This is a genomic window from Accumulibacter sp. (genome assembly GCF_023806565.1).
Lineage (GTDB): Bacteria > Pseudomonadota > Gammaproteobacteria > Burkholderiales > Rhodocyclaceae > Accumulibacter.
Map to the genome: position 1 here is coordinate 1 of NZ_JAMTDV010000011.1, position 16,582 is coordinate 16,582.

At 61.4% G+C, this 16,582-nt stretch carries 11 protein-coding genes and 1 tRNA gene; 6 read left to right on the forward strand and 6 right to left on the reverse strand.

Translation table 11 applies throughout. The features are described 5' to 3' along the window. Positions 1 to 46 precede the first annotated feature (46 nt). The 5 genes from NFV80_RS00885 to yegQ all read right to left on the reverse strand — a co-directional run bounded on the left by NFV80_RS00885 (position 47) and on the right by yegQ (position 5,699). A complete protein-coding gene (locus NFV80_RS00885) occupies positions 47 to 1,687 on the reverse strand; it encodes an NACHT domain-containing protein (RefSeq protein ID WP_296757524.1) in 1,641 nt (546 codons plus the stop codon). Next, entirely contained in the window at positions 1,684 to 2,739 is a 1,056-nt protein-coding gene (locus NFV80_RS00890; RefSeq protein WP_295329069.1) for a P-loop NTPase fold protein, read from the reverse strand. Before NFV80_RS00890 ends, NFV80_RS00885 begins: the two co-directional genes overlap by 4 nt. 3 nt (positions 2,740 to 2,742) lie before the next feature. Beyond that, the gene (locus NFV80_RS00895; RefSeq protein ID WP_295329071.1) at positions 2,743 to 3,129 is read right to left on the reverse strand and encodes a P-loop NTPase fold protein; all 387 of its coding nucleotides are present in this window, start codon (positions 3,127 to 3,129) and stop codon (positions 2,743 to 2,745) included. Positions 3,130 to 3,279: 150 nt separating this feature from the next. Further along, positions 3,280 to 4,371: a hypothetical protein gene (locus NFV80_RS00900; RefSeq protein WP_296757527.1), complete on the reverse strand. Its 1,092-nt coding sequence runs from the start codon at positions 4,369 to 4,371 to the stop codon at positions 3,280 to 3,282. Between the two features lie 14 nt (positions 4,372 to 4,385). Continuing rightward, positions 4,386 to 5,699, reverse strand: coding sequence for a tRNA 5-hydroxyuridine modification protein YegQ (gene yegQ / locus NFV80_RS00905; RefSeq protein ID WP_295325740.1), 1,314 nt, complete (start codon positions 5,697 to 5,699; stop codon positions 4,386 to 4,388). Positions 5,700 to 5,771: 72 nt separating this feature from the next. Between yegQ and rng the strand changes: the two genes are divergently transcribed. The 4 genes from rng to NFV80_RS00920 all read left to right on the forward strand — a co-directional run bounded on the left by rng (position 5,772) and on the right by NFV80_RS00920 (position 9,670). Beyond that, entirely contained in the window at positions 5,772 to 7,226 is a 1,455-nt protein-coding gene (gene rng / locus NFV80_RS00910) for a ribonuclease G (RefSeq protein WP_295325669.1), read from the forward strand. A 145-nt stretch (positions 7,227 to 7,371) separates the two neighbouring features. Then, positions 7,372 to 7,448: transfer RNA gene (locus NFV80_RS00915), tRNA-Met, on the forward strand. Positions 7,449 to 7,912: 464 nt separating this feature from the next. After that, positions 7,913 to 8,053, forward strand: coding sequence for a hypothetical protein (locus NFV80_RS17395; protein WP_366143380.1), 141 nt, complete (start codon positions 7,913 to 7,915; stop codon positions 8,051 to 8,053). Positions 8,054 to 8,359: 306 nt separating this feature from the next. Next, positions 8,360 to 9,670, forward strand: a complete 1,311-nt coding sequence (locus NFV80_RS00920) for a hypothetical protein (RefSeq protein ID WP_295325672.1) — start codon at positions 8,360 to 8,362, stop codon at positions 9,668 to 9,670. A 37-nt stretch (positions 9,671 to 9,707) separates the two neighbouring features. Here NFV80_RS00920 and NFV80_RS00925 read toward each other — a convergent pair whose 3' ends face one another. Then, positions 9,708 to 10,727 (reverse strand): AraC family transcriptional regulator, encoded by a 1,020-nt coding sequence (locus NFV80_RS00925; RefSeq protein WP_295325742.1) that lies wholly within the window; start codon positions 10,725 to 10,727, stop codon positions 9,708 to 9,710. A gap of 222 nt (positions 10,728 to 10,949) precedes the next feature. Here NFV80_RS00925 and icmF point away from each other — a divergent pair, with 222 nt between their 5' ends. Beyond that, positions 10,950 to 14,216, forward strand: a complete 3,267-nt coding sequence (icmF, locus tag NFV80_RS00930; RefSeq protein ID WP_295325674.1) for a fused isobutyryl-CoA mutase/GTPase IcmF — start codon at positions 10,950 to 10,952, stop codon at positions 14,214 to 14,216. Between the two features lie 174 nt (positions 14,217 to 14,390). Further along, positions 14,391 to 16,559, forward strand: a complete 2,169-nt coding sequence (locus NFV80_RS00935; RefSeq protein WP_295325677.1) for a bacteriohemerythrin — start codon at positions 14,391 to 14,393, stop codon at positions 16,557 to 16,559. The last annotated feature ends 23 nt before the right edge of the window (positions 16,560 to 16,582 follow it).

The following is a 16,582-nucleotide window of genomic DNA, read 5'->3' on the forward strand; positions in this document are numbered from 1 at the left end:
ACCTCATCACAACGCCGTGCAACAGTAAATGTTCAACTTATTTTTGCTAGGCTCCCAAGTGTACGAAGGCATAGAGGCCCTCGCCGCGTGGCAGCAGGAGGCCGCTGCGCCGTGCCACCCAGCCAAGGTAATCGCGTGCGGCCGCACCCGCCTCGGCGATTCCGGATTTCTCCATTCTCTCCGCCAGCCAGCCGCAGACTTCGCTTTCCGACACGAGAATCCCCGATTGTTGGTCGCCCTCGGAGCGCCGTACCTGCATCTGGAAGCCGACATAGGCCAGCCAGCCCTTGCGTTCCTTCCACCCATGGTGCGCGAGGCGGTCCGGTCCGGGGGCCAGTTTGCGGCCGCTGTCGATCGTGTTGATATACGCATTGGCGATTTCGTCGTAGAGCAAGGCCTTTCCGTCCGGCAGATCGGCACGCTCGCGATGCACTACCGCCATCAGCGTCAGCAGGTTGGGCGTACGCGCCAAGTGCAGGGTGATGGCATGACGCGACACCGATGCCACCAGGTCGGCCGCCTTGGCGCGCGCTTCGATTTCGGAGCGGCAACGTTGGCTATACCAGTTGGTCGCGAATGCTGCGATCCGCGCGTCGTCGAAGGGCATCAGGTAGCGGCGGACAGCCCAGGTGGCAGGCTGGTGACGCTCCGCCAGGGCTTTGCCCAGAACCAGCCATTCTTCGTCAAAATCGATGCGCGGCTTGTCCACGCCAGACGTCCCGCCACGCTCGTTGTCCGGCATTCGGTTGCGATGAGTCCACTCATCGACTTGCGGTTTCCACTTCGCAAGCGGGCTACGCAGCGTGGACTCCTCGACACGCGACTCTAGCTCCGCCAGCAGGCTAGTCCGCCTGAGTTCCTCCAGCAGCAGCAGCTCCCGCGCGCTGATCGATAGATTCGCGGGCTTGGCCATTACCGAGTGAAAAGCAGCGGTGCCGAACACCCTCGGCCGCTGCAGCTCCAACCCGAATCCGTACTCGCCAACTCTTTCTGGACTTCGTCCAAAAGGAAACTCGTTTCTGTCGATTGGCAGGTCGTCATAGCCGACGATGCGTGAGGTGGCAAGAACACAGGCGTCTTGCAGGCTCGCCTCCCTGACCCAAGCCTGCACGACTTTACGCGCCGCCACCGGAATCTCATCGACACCGTCGAGGATGAGAACGTATTTTCCTGCTTCGACTCTGGCACGCAGATTGGCCTTCAGTTCTTCGCTCGTCCTTTCGCCGAGCAGGCGTTGCGCAATGGGTGCAACGAGACCAGTGAGCGGGACGTTCTCGGCAAAGACTTCCGGTGACAGCTCGCGCAAGAGGCAGGGCAGCGGCACGCGATCTTCCAGGAATGCCGGCAGCGGCGTCGAAAGCCCGGCAGACAAGCGCCACGCCAACCAGTTGGCGAGCGTCGTCTTGCCGCCACCGGGGTCGCCGAGGACGACCAGGCGGCGATGCTCTTCCAGCGCATCGAGCAGGCTCTGTCCTTGCGGCCAATTGCTCAGGTCGCTCTCGGGATTCACCTGTTGTGCGGCCAGCAACGGGGGCACGTAGATCGTCTCGATGCGGATCCGCGGCAGGTCCCGCATGCTGTCGAGCGCGAGGATCTCGACCGTCCCCATCCGTGTCGCCACTTCACTCAGGTAGCGGCGCAGACTCAAGTCATCCCACAGAGGTTTCAGCGTCTGCGCGGTGCTCATGCCGTGCTTCCTGTCGTCGTGCTTGCGCGCCGCTTGAGCAAAGGAATGAAATCCCTTTCCACCAGAACATCGCGTTTTTCACGCACCAGTGGAGCGATCCAGAAAATCTCGATGGCGTTGGGATCCGGGTAGTTCGATTGCCACGGTTCGCCTTCGCCTTGCCCCGGCAATCGTGTTTCAGGCAAGCGTAGCGCACCAATCCACTCCGGCGGGCGCCGTTGCGGGAACGGCGCTCTTGGTAAGGACTCTTCGGCGAAGGAAACTTCCTGAATATCGCCGCAGCACCACGCCTTGATTTCGTCCCAAAAGCGCGGCTGGAAACACCAGCGCTCCCACAGGTCCCGGTGGAACTGGTAAACGTATGCAGCGACGAGCACTCGCACCGAATACGCTTCCTGCGCTTCGGTCTCGGCCGGCCACTTCGCTCGCTCGGCAAAGCGCAACACTTGGTTGGCAAGCGCCTTGAGGCGGCGAGGGTTCGGCGGCAGACAAGCGAGGCTGCCGAGCGCCAATTGCAGGGCCAGCTTCTGCTCGGGGGCGACATCGAGCCAATGGGCCAGATGGAGCAATGGATCGGGCGGCGGCGGCAAGCGAAAGATGTTGGTGCAAATCTTCTCGAGATAGTGCGCCGCGCGCAGGTGCACGACGGCTGGGGAAGTTTCCTTGGCTACTGCCAGTTCCTTGCTGATGGCATCCACCAGCGCTTGCTCGTTCATTCCGATAACAAAGACGCAGCGCGGAACATTGAGATAAATCTTCAATCCCTCGAGCAGGCGAAACGCTGCCGTCGAGTTGCAGCGATCGAGGTCATCAATGAAGACGACCAGTCGCGCACCATCCCCGTCGGGCAACAAACTCTTGATCGTTTCGTTCAGGAAGCCGCGGATCGAATCGGTCGACAGCTTTTCGGCGAGGTTCGCCTTTTCCCACTTCTCGCCTATGCTCTCGATCCGGTCGGCATTGGGAACCGGCACCTCGGCGCCTATCGTCTTGGCTGCGTCCCCCAGGGCACTCAGGATGTAGCGGCCGGCTACTTCGCCGAGCTTTTTCAACTGTTACTTCACGGCTGGAGCAAACGACAGTTGGCGGCGCATCTCGTGCAGCAGCGCGACAACCGGCGCCGCTTCGTTCTGGTAGCGCCATGCTTCGAACCAGACAGTAGCGATTTCCCCGCGCTTCTTCTCGCGCTCCTTCTTTCGCTCCTCCGTCTCGACGACGCGATCAGCGTCAGCGACTGAGCCATCGTCCGGCGACGGATCTCCGCCGAGACGCCACTGCAACTGGCGCATGAAACTGGTCTTGCCCGAACCCCAGTCCCCCTGCACGCCGAAGACATGAGGTGGGTGGCAGCCCATGATGTGCGCGCACAGTTCGTCGAGTTCCTCGCCCCAACTCAGTTGGTCATCAAGCGTTGGCAGGTCACTATGCGGTTTGGCTGGCATCGTTTTCACTCGTCCAATTGATCTGGCGAATGATTGTCGCAGGATATCCGGAATTTGGACAAATCTTCCCCGGTCTGACGAGTTGGTACCCATAAGGGAAGGGCGCAGTCCATTGCGGCCGTGTCTCCGGCGGCTGGTCCGGCACCTCGTTCATGGCAGCGATCTGCGCAGCCACGGCAGCAGCGCGGCCGCCGCTTCGGCCGCGCCGGACGGGCTGGGAACCGGCGGCGCTGCCTGTTGCCACAGGGCCGCCAGTGCTTCACCCAGACGCCCCGCGAGCAGGTCGGCCTGGCTGATTTCGCGGCAGCGGGCATGGTCGTGCAGCCAATCGATCAGACAATCCTGTTCCGGCCACTCGTCGCGTCGCACGTAGAGGATGGGCGTACCATTGCAGGCCGCCTCGGCGAAGGTGCCGTAACCGGGTTTGCCGACTACGGCGTCTACTGATCGCAGCAGATCGATCAGCGGTCGACCGAGCGGTTCGAAGGCGCTGGCGGCCGGATGCGCGAGTGCCCAGTCCTGCGGGACGAGCCAGCGTACTCCCGGAATGGGCGGCCAGTCGGCGATCGGCAGTCGTTGAGCAATGCCGCCGAACGCGATCAGTACCAGTCGATTGTCCTCATCACACTGCAACTGCGCACGCACGGCCTGCCGGCAGTCGTTGCCGACACCGGCCACCGGACCGATCGGGCGCAGGCGCGGCAGGTCGGCCATGGCCATGCCGGGAGTCAGCCGCAGGAAGCATTCGGCGCTCTGATAAGCGGCCAGCATCTGACGATGAATCGTCGCCGCCCAGCGCTCGCCACCGAAGAAATGCGCAAAGAGCTCGGCCCAGTTGAGCGAGCACATCGCCAGCGAGGGAATGCCCGCCCGTGCCGCTCCGGCCAGCGGCAAATAAGCGACGTCGCTGAAAACCAGGTCCGGCTTGAGTTCGGCGAGGAGGGCCGCTTCCAGATCGACCCGGTGTTCCCAGTCGGCATGCTGCCGGCGATAGGCATGGGCGGTCGCAGCCAGATCGACGCGCATCGAATCGAGCATGACGTAGCCGAAATCGCTGCTGCCAGCGAGGCGCGTAAAGCCAGACCGAACGCGGGCCTGCAACGTATCGGTCGGCAAACCGCTGCGTATTGTGAGGCGCAGTCCGGGCAGCCGGCCGGTGAGGACGTCGAGTACCGGTGCCACTTGCGCCAGATGGCCGAAGCCGTGCGCCGACACGTCGACGAAGAGGTGGGGTTCCTGCATTGCTGCTCCGCGTCTCAGACGAAGCGGGCCAGCATCGCTCCCGGCAGGTCGGTCGGCAGGGGAATCCAAACCCGATGGCCGTTGCCGGGTGCGACGCCGATCTCGGCCCCGTCGAGGTTTTGTATCCGTTCGATCGTGCATTGCCGGTTACCCGAAGGATGGATGATTTCGATACGATCACCCACCGAAAAGCGGTTCTTCACCTCGATCAGCGCCCGTTCGCCCGGCGCGTCCCAGGCCAGCACGTCGCCGACGTAGAGGCTTCGCCCCGATTCCGAGTGGCCGCGCAGGTAATTCTGCAGTTCATGCTCATGGTGACGCTGGTAGAAACCGTCGGTGTAGCCGCGATTGGCCAGTCCTTCAAGTTCACCGAGCAGTGCCGGATCGAAGGGGAGCCCGGCAACGGCGTCGTCGATCGCGCGACGATAGACCTGGGTCGTGCGCGCGACGTAGTAGGGTGACTTGGTGCGTCCCTCGATCTTCAGCGAATCGACGCCGATTTCGCACAGACGGCGAACGTGTTCGACTGCCCGCAGATCCTTCGAGTTCATGATGTAGCTGCCGTGCTCGTCTTCGTCGATCGGCATCAGTTCGCCCGGACGCTGCCTCTCTTCGAGCAGCCAGTCGCTCGCGCCGGAGTGCCGGACTGGCGCCGCGGCGACGTACAGGTCGCCGGTCGCATCGGCTTCCGCCGGCATCAGGCGGTAATCCCAGCGGCACGAGTTGGTGCACGTTCCCTGATTGGGATCTCGATGATTGAAGTACCCGGACAACAGGCAGCGGCCCGAATAAGCGATGCACAATGCGCCATGGACGAACACTTCAAGCTCGATATCGGGGCACTCCTGGCGAATCTCGGCGACCTCGTCGAGCGACAGCTCGCGGGAAAGGATGACCCGTCTGATCCCCAGTTTTCGCCAGAAGCGCACCGCAGCGAAGTTGACGGTATTCGCCTGCACCGACAGGTGGATCGGCAATTCGGGCCACTTCTCGCGAACCACATCGATCAGTCCGGGATCGGCCATGATCAGTGCATCCGGTCCGAGGGCAAGGACCGGCGTCATGTCCTTCAGGTAGCTGCGGACCTTGCGGTTGTGCGGCAGGACGTTGCTGACCACGTAGAGTTTCCTGCCGGCAGCGTGTGCCTCGTCGATGGCGTTGCCGAGTGCGACGAGATCGCCGAAATCGTTGTTGCGCACGCGCAGGCTGTAGCGCGGCTGGCCGGCGTAGATTGCGTCCGCACCGAAGGCGATGGCAGCTCGCAGCATCGCCAGCGACCCTGCGGGGGCGAGTAATTCGGGAGCGGGCAGGGCGGCGACGGCGGACATCCGGAGAAGGTGCGGGACGGGGTAGAATGCGGCGACGCGGAATCTTACTCCCATTCTCCCTATCGACTCGCCATGTCCGAAGAGATACTGATCAATTTCACGCCGCAGGAAACGCGCGTTGCCGTCATGCACCAGGGCGTCGCGCAGGAACTGCACATCGAGCGTAGCGCAAGTCGCGGCTTCGTCGGCAATATCTACGTTGGGCGCATCGTTCGCATCCTGCCCGGCATGCAGTCGGCGTTCATCGACATCGGCCTGGGTCGTACCGCTTTCCTGCACGTCGCGGACATTCGCGAGCCGCGCCCCAGCGACGAACCGCTGCGGCCGATCGAGCGCCTGCTCTTCGAGGGGCAAAGCATCCTGGTGCAGGTGATCAAGGATCCGATGGGCACGAAGGGCGCGCGCCTATCTACGCAGGTCTCGATTGCCGGGCGCATGCTGGTCTATCTCCCGCAGGACAAGCACATTGGAATCTCGCAGCGCATCGAGCGGGAGTCGGAACGCGAAGCGCTGCGCGAAAAGCTGGGCCGCCTGGTGCCCGGAGACGAACCCGGAGGCTTCATCGTCCGTACCATGGCAGAGAGCGCGACCGAAGCCGAGCTGGCCAAGGACATCGAATACCTGCGCAAGCTCTGGCGAGACATCCAGACCCAGTCGACGACTGCGGCGCCGCCAGCGCTGCTCTACCAGGAACTGTCGCTGGCGCAACGTGTGCTGCGCGATTTCGTGAACCCCGAGACCGCGCGCATCGTCATCGATTCGCGCGAGAATTTTCAGCGGCTCACGATCTTTGCCGCCGAATACACGCCAACGGTCGCACCTCTGCTCGAACATTACGTCGGGGAAAGGCCGCTTTTCGACCTGCATGGCGTCGAAGACGAGATTCAGAAAGCGCTCGCCCGCCGCGTCGATCTGAAATCGGGGGGTTATCTGATCATCGACCAGACCGAGGCGATGACCACCATCGACGTCAACACCGGCGGTTTCGTCGGCGTGCGCAACTTCGACGACACGATCTTCAAGACCAACCTCGAAGCGGCGCAGACGATCGCGCGCCAGCTTCGCCTGCGCAACCTCGGCGGCATCATCATCATCGATTTCATCGACATGGAGAACGAGGAACACCGGGCAGCCGTGCTCAGCGAGTTCAACAAGGCCCTGGCGCGCGATCACACGCGCCTCACGGTAAATGGCTTCACCGCCCTCGGCCTGGTCGAAATGACCCGCAAGCGGACGCGCGAATCGCTTGCCCACGTCTTGTGCGAGGAATGCCCGACCTGTGGCGGGCGTGGCGAGGTCAGGACGGCGCGCACCGTTTGTTACGAGATTCTCCGCGAACTCCTGCGCGAAGCCCGCCAGTTCAACGCGCGCGAATACCGCGTGCTCGGCAGTCAGGCGGTGATCGACCGCTTCCTCGACGAGGAGTCGCAGGGGCTGGCCATGCTCTCCGACTTCATCGGCAAGCCGATTTCGCTGCAGGCCGAACCCAGCTATTCACAGGAGCAGTACGACATCGTCCTCATGTGAATTCGCGTGACGCCCGTCAGGATCGCTTCGCTGGCAAACACGCGATGGGCAAGGGGACGTCCAAATGCTCCTTTCGATTGCCTCCGGGCGGGCCGCTGGCAGCTTGACCAGGGCCTTGCTAGCGCCCTATAATCGATCGTCCTAAGGTGATGTAGCTCAGTCGGTTAGAGCGATGGATTCATAACCCATAGGTCGGTGGTTCAATTCCACCCATCACCACCAATAAATCAAACGATTAGCGCACGCTCCAAAGAATTTGGTTTTTCAAGGATTGCGCCCGCGTTACATTTGCCGTAGTCAAGCCGGATTCTTGGCCATCATTTCTCGTGCGCCTGCAAGGCATATCGTGAAACGGTAAAGCATCAACCTGCGGTTTCTGTGTCAGTCACAAGAGCCCCGGCGCTTGGCCGCGCCTTGATGCCTCGACAAAGATCGTCATGAACGTTCGTCGGGCAATGCCAAGGTTCAAAAGTGGCTTTTTCGCCGTCATCGCTGTGTGTCTGCCAGTCATGGCCGCCGCAGTGCCAATGTACACTGCGGTCGACCTTGGCACGTTACCGGGCAGCCTAAACACCATCGGCCTAGCCATAAACAGCAGCCGGCAGATCACGGGCTACGCAGGCATGGCTACTGGTGTCATCCACGCATTTCTTTAATCCGCGGGCGCATTGACAGACTTGGGTACCTTGGGTGGGACCGAAAGCCGCGCCCAAGGCTTCAACGCCACCGGCCAAGTCGCGGGCAATGCCGACATGGCTGGCGGTGCCTCTGCTCCCCGCGCCTTCCTGTACTCCGGCGGAACTATGTACCATTGTTTTCGTCATTGACCGAGGTGAACAAGGTCGCCCTGCTTGGCACGAGGTGGCGGAAGAACAGCTGATTGCTCGGGAAGAATCTGCGAGTGGCGCGCCCTACTGATGTACCGCACACGGCGGACTTGGACGGCCGAGCGTTTGCCTGGTGCAGGGCCGAAGTCTGGAAGGCGTGGTGGCAAGGTTTTGCCCCTTGGTTGAGGATTTGGGTGCAGTATACGCTTTCGGACTCCACCACCGCCTGAAGCGGTGATGGGCTTGTCCCGACCATTTGGGAGCAGGCACGGGCCTTTCGGGCGGTCGTTTGCTGAGGGGATGGTGATGATCAGAAAACTAGTCCTGCCGGTGCGAAGGCTGCTGGGCGGGACGCTGAGAAAGCTGTTCAACGTTCTCCCGCGAGAGAGGCGCTTCGCCGTCTACCGCAATTTCGTTGATTGCGATCCCGCCCCGAACGCGAGCCTTGAGCTGAAAATCGCCGAAACGCAGGAGGAACTCGAGGCGTGTTTCACTCTGCTGCATGATGCATACGTCGCCAGCAAGTTCATGAAACCCGATCCTTCCGGGATGCGCGTCACCATTTACCATGCGCTGCCGACGACCACGACGTTATGCGCGAAGTATGATGGCGAAGTGGTCGGTACGCTGTCGTTGATCAGGGAGAGCGTGCTGGGCTTTCCGCTGCAGAGAATCTTCGACTTGTCGGCGCTGCGCGAAAAGAAGGGAAACATCGCGGAGGTATCGGCGCTGGCGATCCACCGCCGCTTTCGTCGCACCGGCGGGAGCATTCTGTTCCCCCTGATGAAGTTCATGTACGAGTATTGCACAACCTTCTTCGATACTCGGCATTTGGTGATTGCGGTCAATCCCAGTCACATCGAGATGTACGAGTCGCTGCTCTTTTTCAAGCGTTTGACGCAAAATGTGGTCGAAAACTATGATTTCGTGAATGGTGCGCCAGCGGTCGGTGCCACGCTGGACTTGAGTACTGCCCCGGAGATTTTCCGGAAGCACTACGCGTCGAAGCCGCCCAAGAAAAACCTCTATGCGTTTTTCACCGAGGTCAAGCTACCCAACATCAAACTCCCGCAGCGCCGTTTCTATACCACCAACGATCCGGTGCTGACTCCCGGGTTGCTCGACCACTTCTTCAATGTGCGTACGAGTGTCTTCATGCAATTGAGCGATCGAAAGAAGAGGTTGTTGCACACCATTTACGATCTGCCAGCGTACCGCGCGATACTGCCGCCGGCTCCCGAGGAAAGCCAGGCAAATGCAGCAGACAGGAGCCACCGGCGGTTTTCGGTACGCTGTCCGGCGCGGTTCTCGGTTCTGGGGTCCGACGGTAGCGAAAGCCGAGTCCGGCTCGACATCGTCGAACTCTCTCGTTACGGTTTTCGGGCGCACACGAGAACCCCCGTCCCTATCAATGTCTGGGGCGAGGTCATCGTTCAGCTGGGGCCGCGGGAAATGTCGCAGACACACGTCTTTGCATGGCGGCAAGCGGAGCCCGGCGCCTACGACTTCGAACTCGGCGAGCCCGATCTGATCTGGCGCAAGTTCGTCAATGCGCTCTACCGGGGCAGCACCCAAGCCGATCTGGAAGATGCGACTCGCTTCATGGTGGAAAGATGATCGCCCGTCTGCGGTCCTTCGTCGCGCACTAGGGCGGCTATCCCGGAGAGCCTCGTTCGCGTCGCCCATTGCCAGTCCCGTGCAGCCGTCGGCGGTATTGTGCAGGAGACATACCGGTCCATCGCACGAACGCGCGATAGAAGGCGGCACTGTCCGCGAAGCCCAGCTCGGTGGCAATCTGCGTGATCCCTTCTCTGGTCTTGGCGAGTCGGCTGATGGCCAAGTCACGGCGAAGTGCATCCTTGACCGCCTGAAAGCTCGATCCCTCCTCTGCCAGTCGGCGATGCAAAGTGCGTGGCGAAAGATGCAGGGTCTGTGCGACATCGCCGAGCGAACCTGGAGTCGGGAGCGCATCACGCAAGGCATTGCGTACGCGCAGCACCATCTCCCGGTCGCGACGATACAGCATGGTCAGCTTGCCAGGTGCTCCGTCGAGAAACGCGAGCAGCGCGGCCTCGTCACGGCGAACTGGCAGATCCAGGAAGTTCGCGGCGAACACGGCGGTCAGTGCCGGTGCATCAAAGGTCGAGCCGGCGGTATAGATCAGCGCGTAGTCGTCGGCATGTTGCGGTCGTGGATAAGGGAAAGCCACCGAATCGAGGACGATGCTGCGTCCCACCAGCCAGGAAAAAAGTCCGTGCAGCAGTCGCAACAGCCACTCGAAAGCGAAAATGCGGCCAATCTGCAGCGGACGACTTTCTCCTATGCACAGAAAAGCCTGCTCCGGGTTGCTCTCGAGGCGGACGGCGAGGTCGGGCAAAACCAGGCGCAGAAAACGGATGCTGCGTTCGATGGCGTCCACCAGTGTCGGTGCGGTGACGACGCTGCGACAAAGGAACTCGAAGGTGCCGCTGCGCATCGGCAGTGAAAAGAGTCCAAAGCCTTCATCGTCCAGTTCGTCCGTGATCAGATTGTAAAGGTCCGCGTAGCGGGCTACAGGGACGCGGGCTGTCGGATCGCAGAGGATCTGCCTGGGAATGTGGGTACGGTCAAGGAGTGGCGCTGGGTCCCGCCCCGCATGACGGAGACCGGCGAGCATGCCCTGGACGAAGGCCATGGCGACGGTTGCGCGTGTGGCTCCAGCCGGTGGCGTGGCGGTCTTCTCAGGGTACGGCACTGGCTTCTCGCAAGATCGTGTATTGACAGGATATTCCAAGTTGGCAATATTTACAGTGTTAGCGGCGTCTTGGGGAGTGGCTTTATTGGCGTCAACTTTCTACCATGTGTCTTCCTGTGCAATTCGTGGTGACCTTTTCCGATTTCGTGGAGCGCAAACGACATGACCGACCTATCCATTGCCAAGAAGCTCTTGCCCTACAAGCCCAAGCACAAGGTACGTTTCGTCACCGCTGCATCGCTGTTCGACGGGCACGATGCGTCGATCAACATCATGCGGCGCATCTTGCAGTCGACTGGCGCCGAGGTCATCCACCTTGGCCACAATCGCTCCGTGCAGGAGATCGTCAACGCGGCGCTGCAGGAGGATGTCCAGGGAATTGCCATCACCTCGTATCAAGGTGGGCATGTCGAATTCTTCAAGTACATGATCGACCTGCTGAAAGCCGGCGGTGGCGAGAACATCAAGGTCTTTGGCGGTGGTGGCGGCGTCATCGTGCCGAGCGAAATCGAGGAATTGCATCGCTACGGGGTCACCCGCGTCTATTCGCCAGAAGATGGGCAGTCGATGGGTTTGCAGGGGATGATCAACGAGGTCGTGGCGACCGCCGACGTCGACCTGTCGGTGCTGGCGCCGCAGGACCCGGACGCAATCCTCGCGGCGCTGAAGGCCGGTGACCGCCGCAAGCTCGCACAGATCATTACGGCGCTGGAAAACGGTGTGTACCCGGAAGCGCTGCGCAAAAAGCTGACGCATGCCGCCGCTGGCCTGAAAGTGCCGACGCTCGGGATCACCGGTACCGGCGGCGCGGGCAAGTCGTCGCTCACCGACGAACTGGTGCGCCGCTTCCGGCTCGACCAGGGGGACAGCCTCCGACTGGCGATCATTTCGATCGATCCCTCGCGTAAGCGTACGGGAGGCGCGCTGTTGGGCGACCGGATTCGCATGAACGCGATCGAGCATCCCAACATCTACATGCGCTCGCTTGCGACGCGGGAAACCGGTTCCGAAGTCTCCGCCGCGCTGCCGGAGGTGATCGCCGCGTGCAAGCTTACCGGATTCGATCTGGTGATCGTCGAGACATCCGGAATCGGCCAGGGCAATGCCGCCATCGTGCCGCTGGTCGATGTTTCGGTCTACGTGATGACCCCCGAATTTGGCGCAGCGTCGCAGCTCGAGAAGATCGACATGCTTGATTTCGCCGATTTCGTGGCCATCAACAAGTTTGACCGAAAGGGTGCCGAGGATGCCGCACGCGATGTGCGCAAGCAGTATCAGCGCAATCACGAGGCGTTCAGCCAGAGCCCGGACGAGATGCCGGTGTTCGGCACGATGGCGGCCCGTTTCAACGATGACGGCGTGACTGCGCTCTATCAGGCCATGGCACCGAAACTGCATGCCCTTGGCCTGAAGCTGAAGAAGGGCAAGCTGCCGCCTGTCGGCGTTCGCCAGTCGTCGAACCAGCGCGCGATCGTACCGCCGCAGCGTGTGCGTTACCTCGCTGAAATCGCCGAAGCGGTGCGCAATTACCACACGCACACCGCCGAGCAGGCCGAGATGGCTCGTCAGCGTCAGTCGCTGCGAACGGCCAGGGATCTTTTCGTCGCCTGCGGCAAGCCGGCTGGCGATTTCGACGAATTGATTGCATGGAAGGATCGGCAACTCGATCCGCGGGCATGGAAACTCCTCGACATGTGGCCGAAAACCGTTGAACTGTACGCGCAGGACGAGTACGTTGTGAAAATACGCGACAAGGAGATTCGCACTCGGCTCACTCATACCTCGCTGTCGGGGTCCAGGATTCGCAAGGTGTCACTGCCGACCTACCGTGACGATGGCGAAGTGCTGCGCTTCCTGATGAAGGAGAACGTTCCGGGTTCGTTCCCCTTTACCGCCGGAGTTTTTGCTTTCAAACGCGAGAACGAGGACCCGACCCGTATGTTTGCCGGCGAAGGCGATGCCTTTCGCACCAACCGGCGCTTCAAGAAGGTTTCCGAAGGAATGCCGGCAAAAAGGCTGTCGACGGCCTTCGATTCGGTCACCCTGTACGGCTGCGACCCTGACGCCAGGCCAGACATTTACGGGAAGGTGGGCAACTCCGGGGTGTCGATCGCGACGCTGGACGACATGAAGGCATTGTTCGACGGCTTCGACCTCTGCGCACCGACGACTTCCGTGTCTCTGACCATCAACGGACCGGCGCCAATCATCCTGTCGATGTTCTTCAATACGGCGATCGACCAGCAGGTAGAGAAATTCCGCACCGACAACGGTCGCGAGCCGACCGAAGACGAAACACAGAAGATTCGCGCGTGGGTGCTGGCCAACCTGCGAGGCACGGTCCAGGCGGACATCCTCAAGGAGGATCAGGGTCAGAATACCTGCATCTTCTCGACCGAATTCGCGCTCAAAATGATGGGTGACATCCAGGAGTTCTTTGTCCATAATGACATTGGCAACTTCTACTCGGTGTCGATTTCCGGCTACCACATCGCCGAGGCAGGTGCCAATCCGATCTCGCAACTGGCGTTTACTCTGGCCAACGGTTTCACCTACGTCGAAACCTATCTGGCGCGCGGCATGCATATCGACGACTTCGCGCCCAATCTGTCGTTCTTCTTCAGCAACGGCATGGACCCCGAGTATTCGGTGATCGGCCGCGTAGCTCGCCGCATCTGGGCGATTGCGATGAAGAACAAGTACGGAGGCAACGAGCGCAGTCAGAAGCTGAAGTACCACATCCAGACTTCGGGCCGTTCGCTGCATGCGCAGGAAATGGCATTCAACGATATTCGCACCACGCTTCAGGCACTGATCGCCATCTACGACAACTGCAACTCGCTGCACACCAACGCCTACGACGAAGCGATCACCACGCCCACCGAGGAGTCCGTTCGTCGGGCGATGGCCATCCAGCTGATCATCAATCGCGAGTGGGGGCTGGCGATGAACGAGAATCCGAACCAGGGATCGTTCATCATCGAGGAACTCACCGACCTGGTCGAAGAAGCCGTGCTCAAGGAGTTCGAAGCCATTGCGGCGCGCGGCGGGGTTCTCGGAGCGATGGAAACCGGCTATCAGCGAGGCAAGATCCAGGAGGAGTCGCTGTATTACGAACACAAGAAGCACGACGGCTCGTTCCCGATCGTCGGTGTCAATACCTTCCGCAATCCCAAGGGCGACGCGCAGATCGAGATCGAACTGGCGCGGTCGACCGACGAAGAAAAGCAGTCGCAACTGACACGGCTGCGGAGCTTCCAGACGCGCAACGCGCCCGCTTCCGGTGCGATGATCGAACGTCTGAAGCAGACGGTGATCGACAACGGCAACGTCTTCGGGGTCTTGGTGGATGCTGTTCGGGTCTGTTCGCTCGGGCAGATCACCGGTTCGCTCTACGAAGTCGGTGGCCAGTACCGACGCAGCATGTAAGCAGCGGCGCGTGCGGCGGCTCCGGGCAAGGCGTACCGGGGCCGACGGGTGACCGGCGTCCGGCGCAGCGCGATCTGGTCCTTGGGCACGCAGCAGCGTGCGCCGGAAGCCTGTTGCATCTTTGGCGGGATTGGTCCAGCATCGCCCATCGCCTTAATATAAAGAGGGACCGACATGGTGGCTGCACTTCGGCGTCTGAGCCTGACCTACCGACTCGTTCTGATGACCGGCCTCGCGCTGCTGGCCATGCTGGTGATCGTCTGGCAAGCGCTGACCGCGATGCACAGCCTTCTCTACGAGGATCGGCAGGTGAAGACAAGGCATCTGGTCGAAACGGCAACCGCCGTCCTGGAGTATTTCCATGGCCAGCAGCAGAAGGGTAACCTGACCGAGGAGGAAGCGCGGGCGCAGGCGATGGCAGCGGTGAAAGGGCTGCGTTACGACAATACCGAGTACTTCTGGATTCACAACCTGGAAAAGCCGGTGCCCAGAATGGTGATGCATCCGACCGTGCCGGCGCTCGACGGAAAGGTGCTCGATGAGGCGCGCTTCAACAAGGCGATCTCGCTGCAAGCCGGAGTTGCGGGAGAACGGGTAAGCGTCGACGGGAAAAACCTCTTCGTCGGGTTCAACGAGGTGGTCGCCAAGGCCGGCGAGGGTTACGTCGAATATCTCTGGCCAAAGCCAGTGGCCGGAGGTGGTGTCAGCAGCGAGCTGTTTCCGAAATTGTCCTTTGTTCGCAAGTTCGAGCCCTGGGGCTGGGTCGTTGGCTCGGGCATCTACATCGACGACGTAAACCTGATTTTCCGGGAGCAGGCGACCCGCTGCGTCGTCATTGCACTCATCGCCACCGGTCTCTTGCTGCTTACCAGCTGGCTGATTCGCAATGCCATCGTCAGCGAGTTCGGCGGTGAGCCACGCCTGGCTTTGGCTGTGTCGAGCCGGATTGCCGGTGGCGACCTGACACAGGAAGTGCCGCTGCAGGCAGGTGACCGGAGCAGCGTCCTGTTTGTCCTGTCGCATATGCAGAACAGCCTCCGGGAAATGCTGCGTGCCATCTTCATCAACGCTGGCAAGGTACAGGGCAGCATCGAGCGCTTGTCGGCTGAATCCAACGAGATCAACTTGGCCACCCAGGTGCAGGCCGGCGCGGTGCAACACACCCGCTCGGCGATCACCGACGTCTCGGCGAGTGTGGATGAGGTCAACGGCCTGGTGCATGCGACCGAGGGCGGGGCACATGAAGTGGCGAGACGAGCCCACGATGGAGCCGAAGTGGCGGCGCGGGTGGCAGTCGAGATGCAGGCCATCGCCAATACCGTTTCGGCGTCATCTGATCAGGTGTCGAAGTTGGTGGCGAGCACCAGCGAGATCGGCAAGATGGCCAGGGTGATCAAGGAAATCGCGGACCAGACCAATTTGCTGGCGCTCAACGCAGCGATCGAAGCTGCGCGCGCCGGCGAGCAGGGGCGCGGTTTTGCCGTGGTGGCCGACGAGGTGCGCAAACTGGCCGAGCGTACCAGCAACGCGACGAGCGAGATCGGCGCCATCCTGCAGGGCATCCGGAGCGACACGGAAAGCGCCGTCGAAGGCATGCAGGCGGCTGCACCGGTGATTTCCAGCGGCGTTGCGCAGGCCAATTCGGCAGCCGACACTCTACATGCGATCGAGCAGCAGGCGCAGGACACCCTGCGCAAGATGCAGGCACTGTCACAGGCAACGCGCGAGCAGACGCGCCGCATCCAGGACATCGTCAACAACGTCGATTCGGTGATGCACGCCTCCGGTCAGACCGAGAACGTGATCAAACAGTCGCTACAATCGGCGGCTGATCTCGAGCAGGCGTCGGCCGCGATGTACTTGATGGTGCAGCGCTTCCGGATCGGTGAACTCGGCGAGACGCGAGTGCCAGTGGCAGCGCGTGCCGAGGGCGCGGCCAAGCCGCTGATGGAATGGTCGTCCGCTCTCGCCGTCGGGCATTCCGAGATCGATCGCCAACACCAGATCCTGATCGAAATCGCCAACCGGCTGAACAACGCCATGCGCACCGGAGCGGGGCGAGCCGCGTGCGGGACGATTCTTGACGAACTCGTCGATTACACGATCAACCACTTCGGCTTTGAAGAGAAACTGATGGAGAAACACCAGTACGCGCACCGTGAAGCACATGCACAAGCGCATCGGCAGTTGATCGAAGATGTTTCGAAATTCAAACGTCAGTTCGAGGCCGGCGGATCGATTTCGATCGAACTGATGGGTTTCATCCGCGACTGGCTGGTCAACCATATCCTCAAGGTTGACAGGGCGTTGGCTGGCGATTTGAGCGCCCGGGGAGTGTCGTGAAGCGCAGCCGACGACGGCCTGTG

Bases quoted from the DNA above. Each gene is read 5' to 3' on its own strand.
- NFV80_RS00885 (WP_296757524.1), bottom strand. From the start codon at position 1,687: ATGAGCACCGCGCAGACGCTGAAACCTCTGTGGGATGACTTGAGTCTG.
- NFV80_RS00895 (WP_295329071.1), bottom strand. From the start codon at position 3,129: ATGCCAGCCAAACCGCATAGTGACCTGCCAACGCTTGATGACCAACTG.
- NFV80_RS00900 (WP_296757527.1), bottom strand. From the start codon at position 4,371: ATGCAGGAACCCCACCTCTTCGTCGACGTGTCGGCGCACGGCTTCGGC.
- yegQ (WP_295325740.1), bottom strand. From the start codon at position 5,699: ATGTCCGCCGTCGCCGCCCTGCCCGCTCCCGAATTACTCGCCCCCGCA.
- rng (WP_295325669.1), top strand. From the start codon at position 5,772: ATGTCCGAAGAGATACTGATCAATTTCACGCCGCAGGAAACGCGCGTT.
- NFV80_RS00920 (WP_295325672.1), top strand. From the start codon at position 8,360: ATGATCAGAAAACTAGTCCTGCCGGTGCGAAGGCTGCTGGGCGGGACG.
- NFV80_RS00925 (WP_295325742.1), bottom strand. From the start codon at position 10,727: ATGGCCTTCGTCCAGGGCATGCTCGCCGGTCTCCGTCATGCGGGGCGG.
- icmF (WP_295325674.1), top strand. From the start codon at position 10,950: ATGACCGACCTATCCATTGCCAAGAAGCTCTTGCCCTACAAGCCCAAG.
- NFV80_RS00935 (WP_295325677.1), top strand. From the start codon at position 14,391: ATGGTGGCTGCACTTCGGCGTCTGAGCCTGACCTACCGACTCGTTCTG.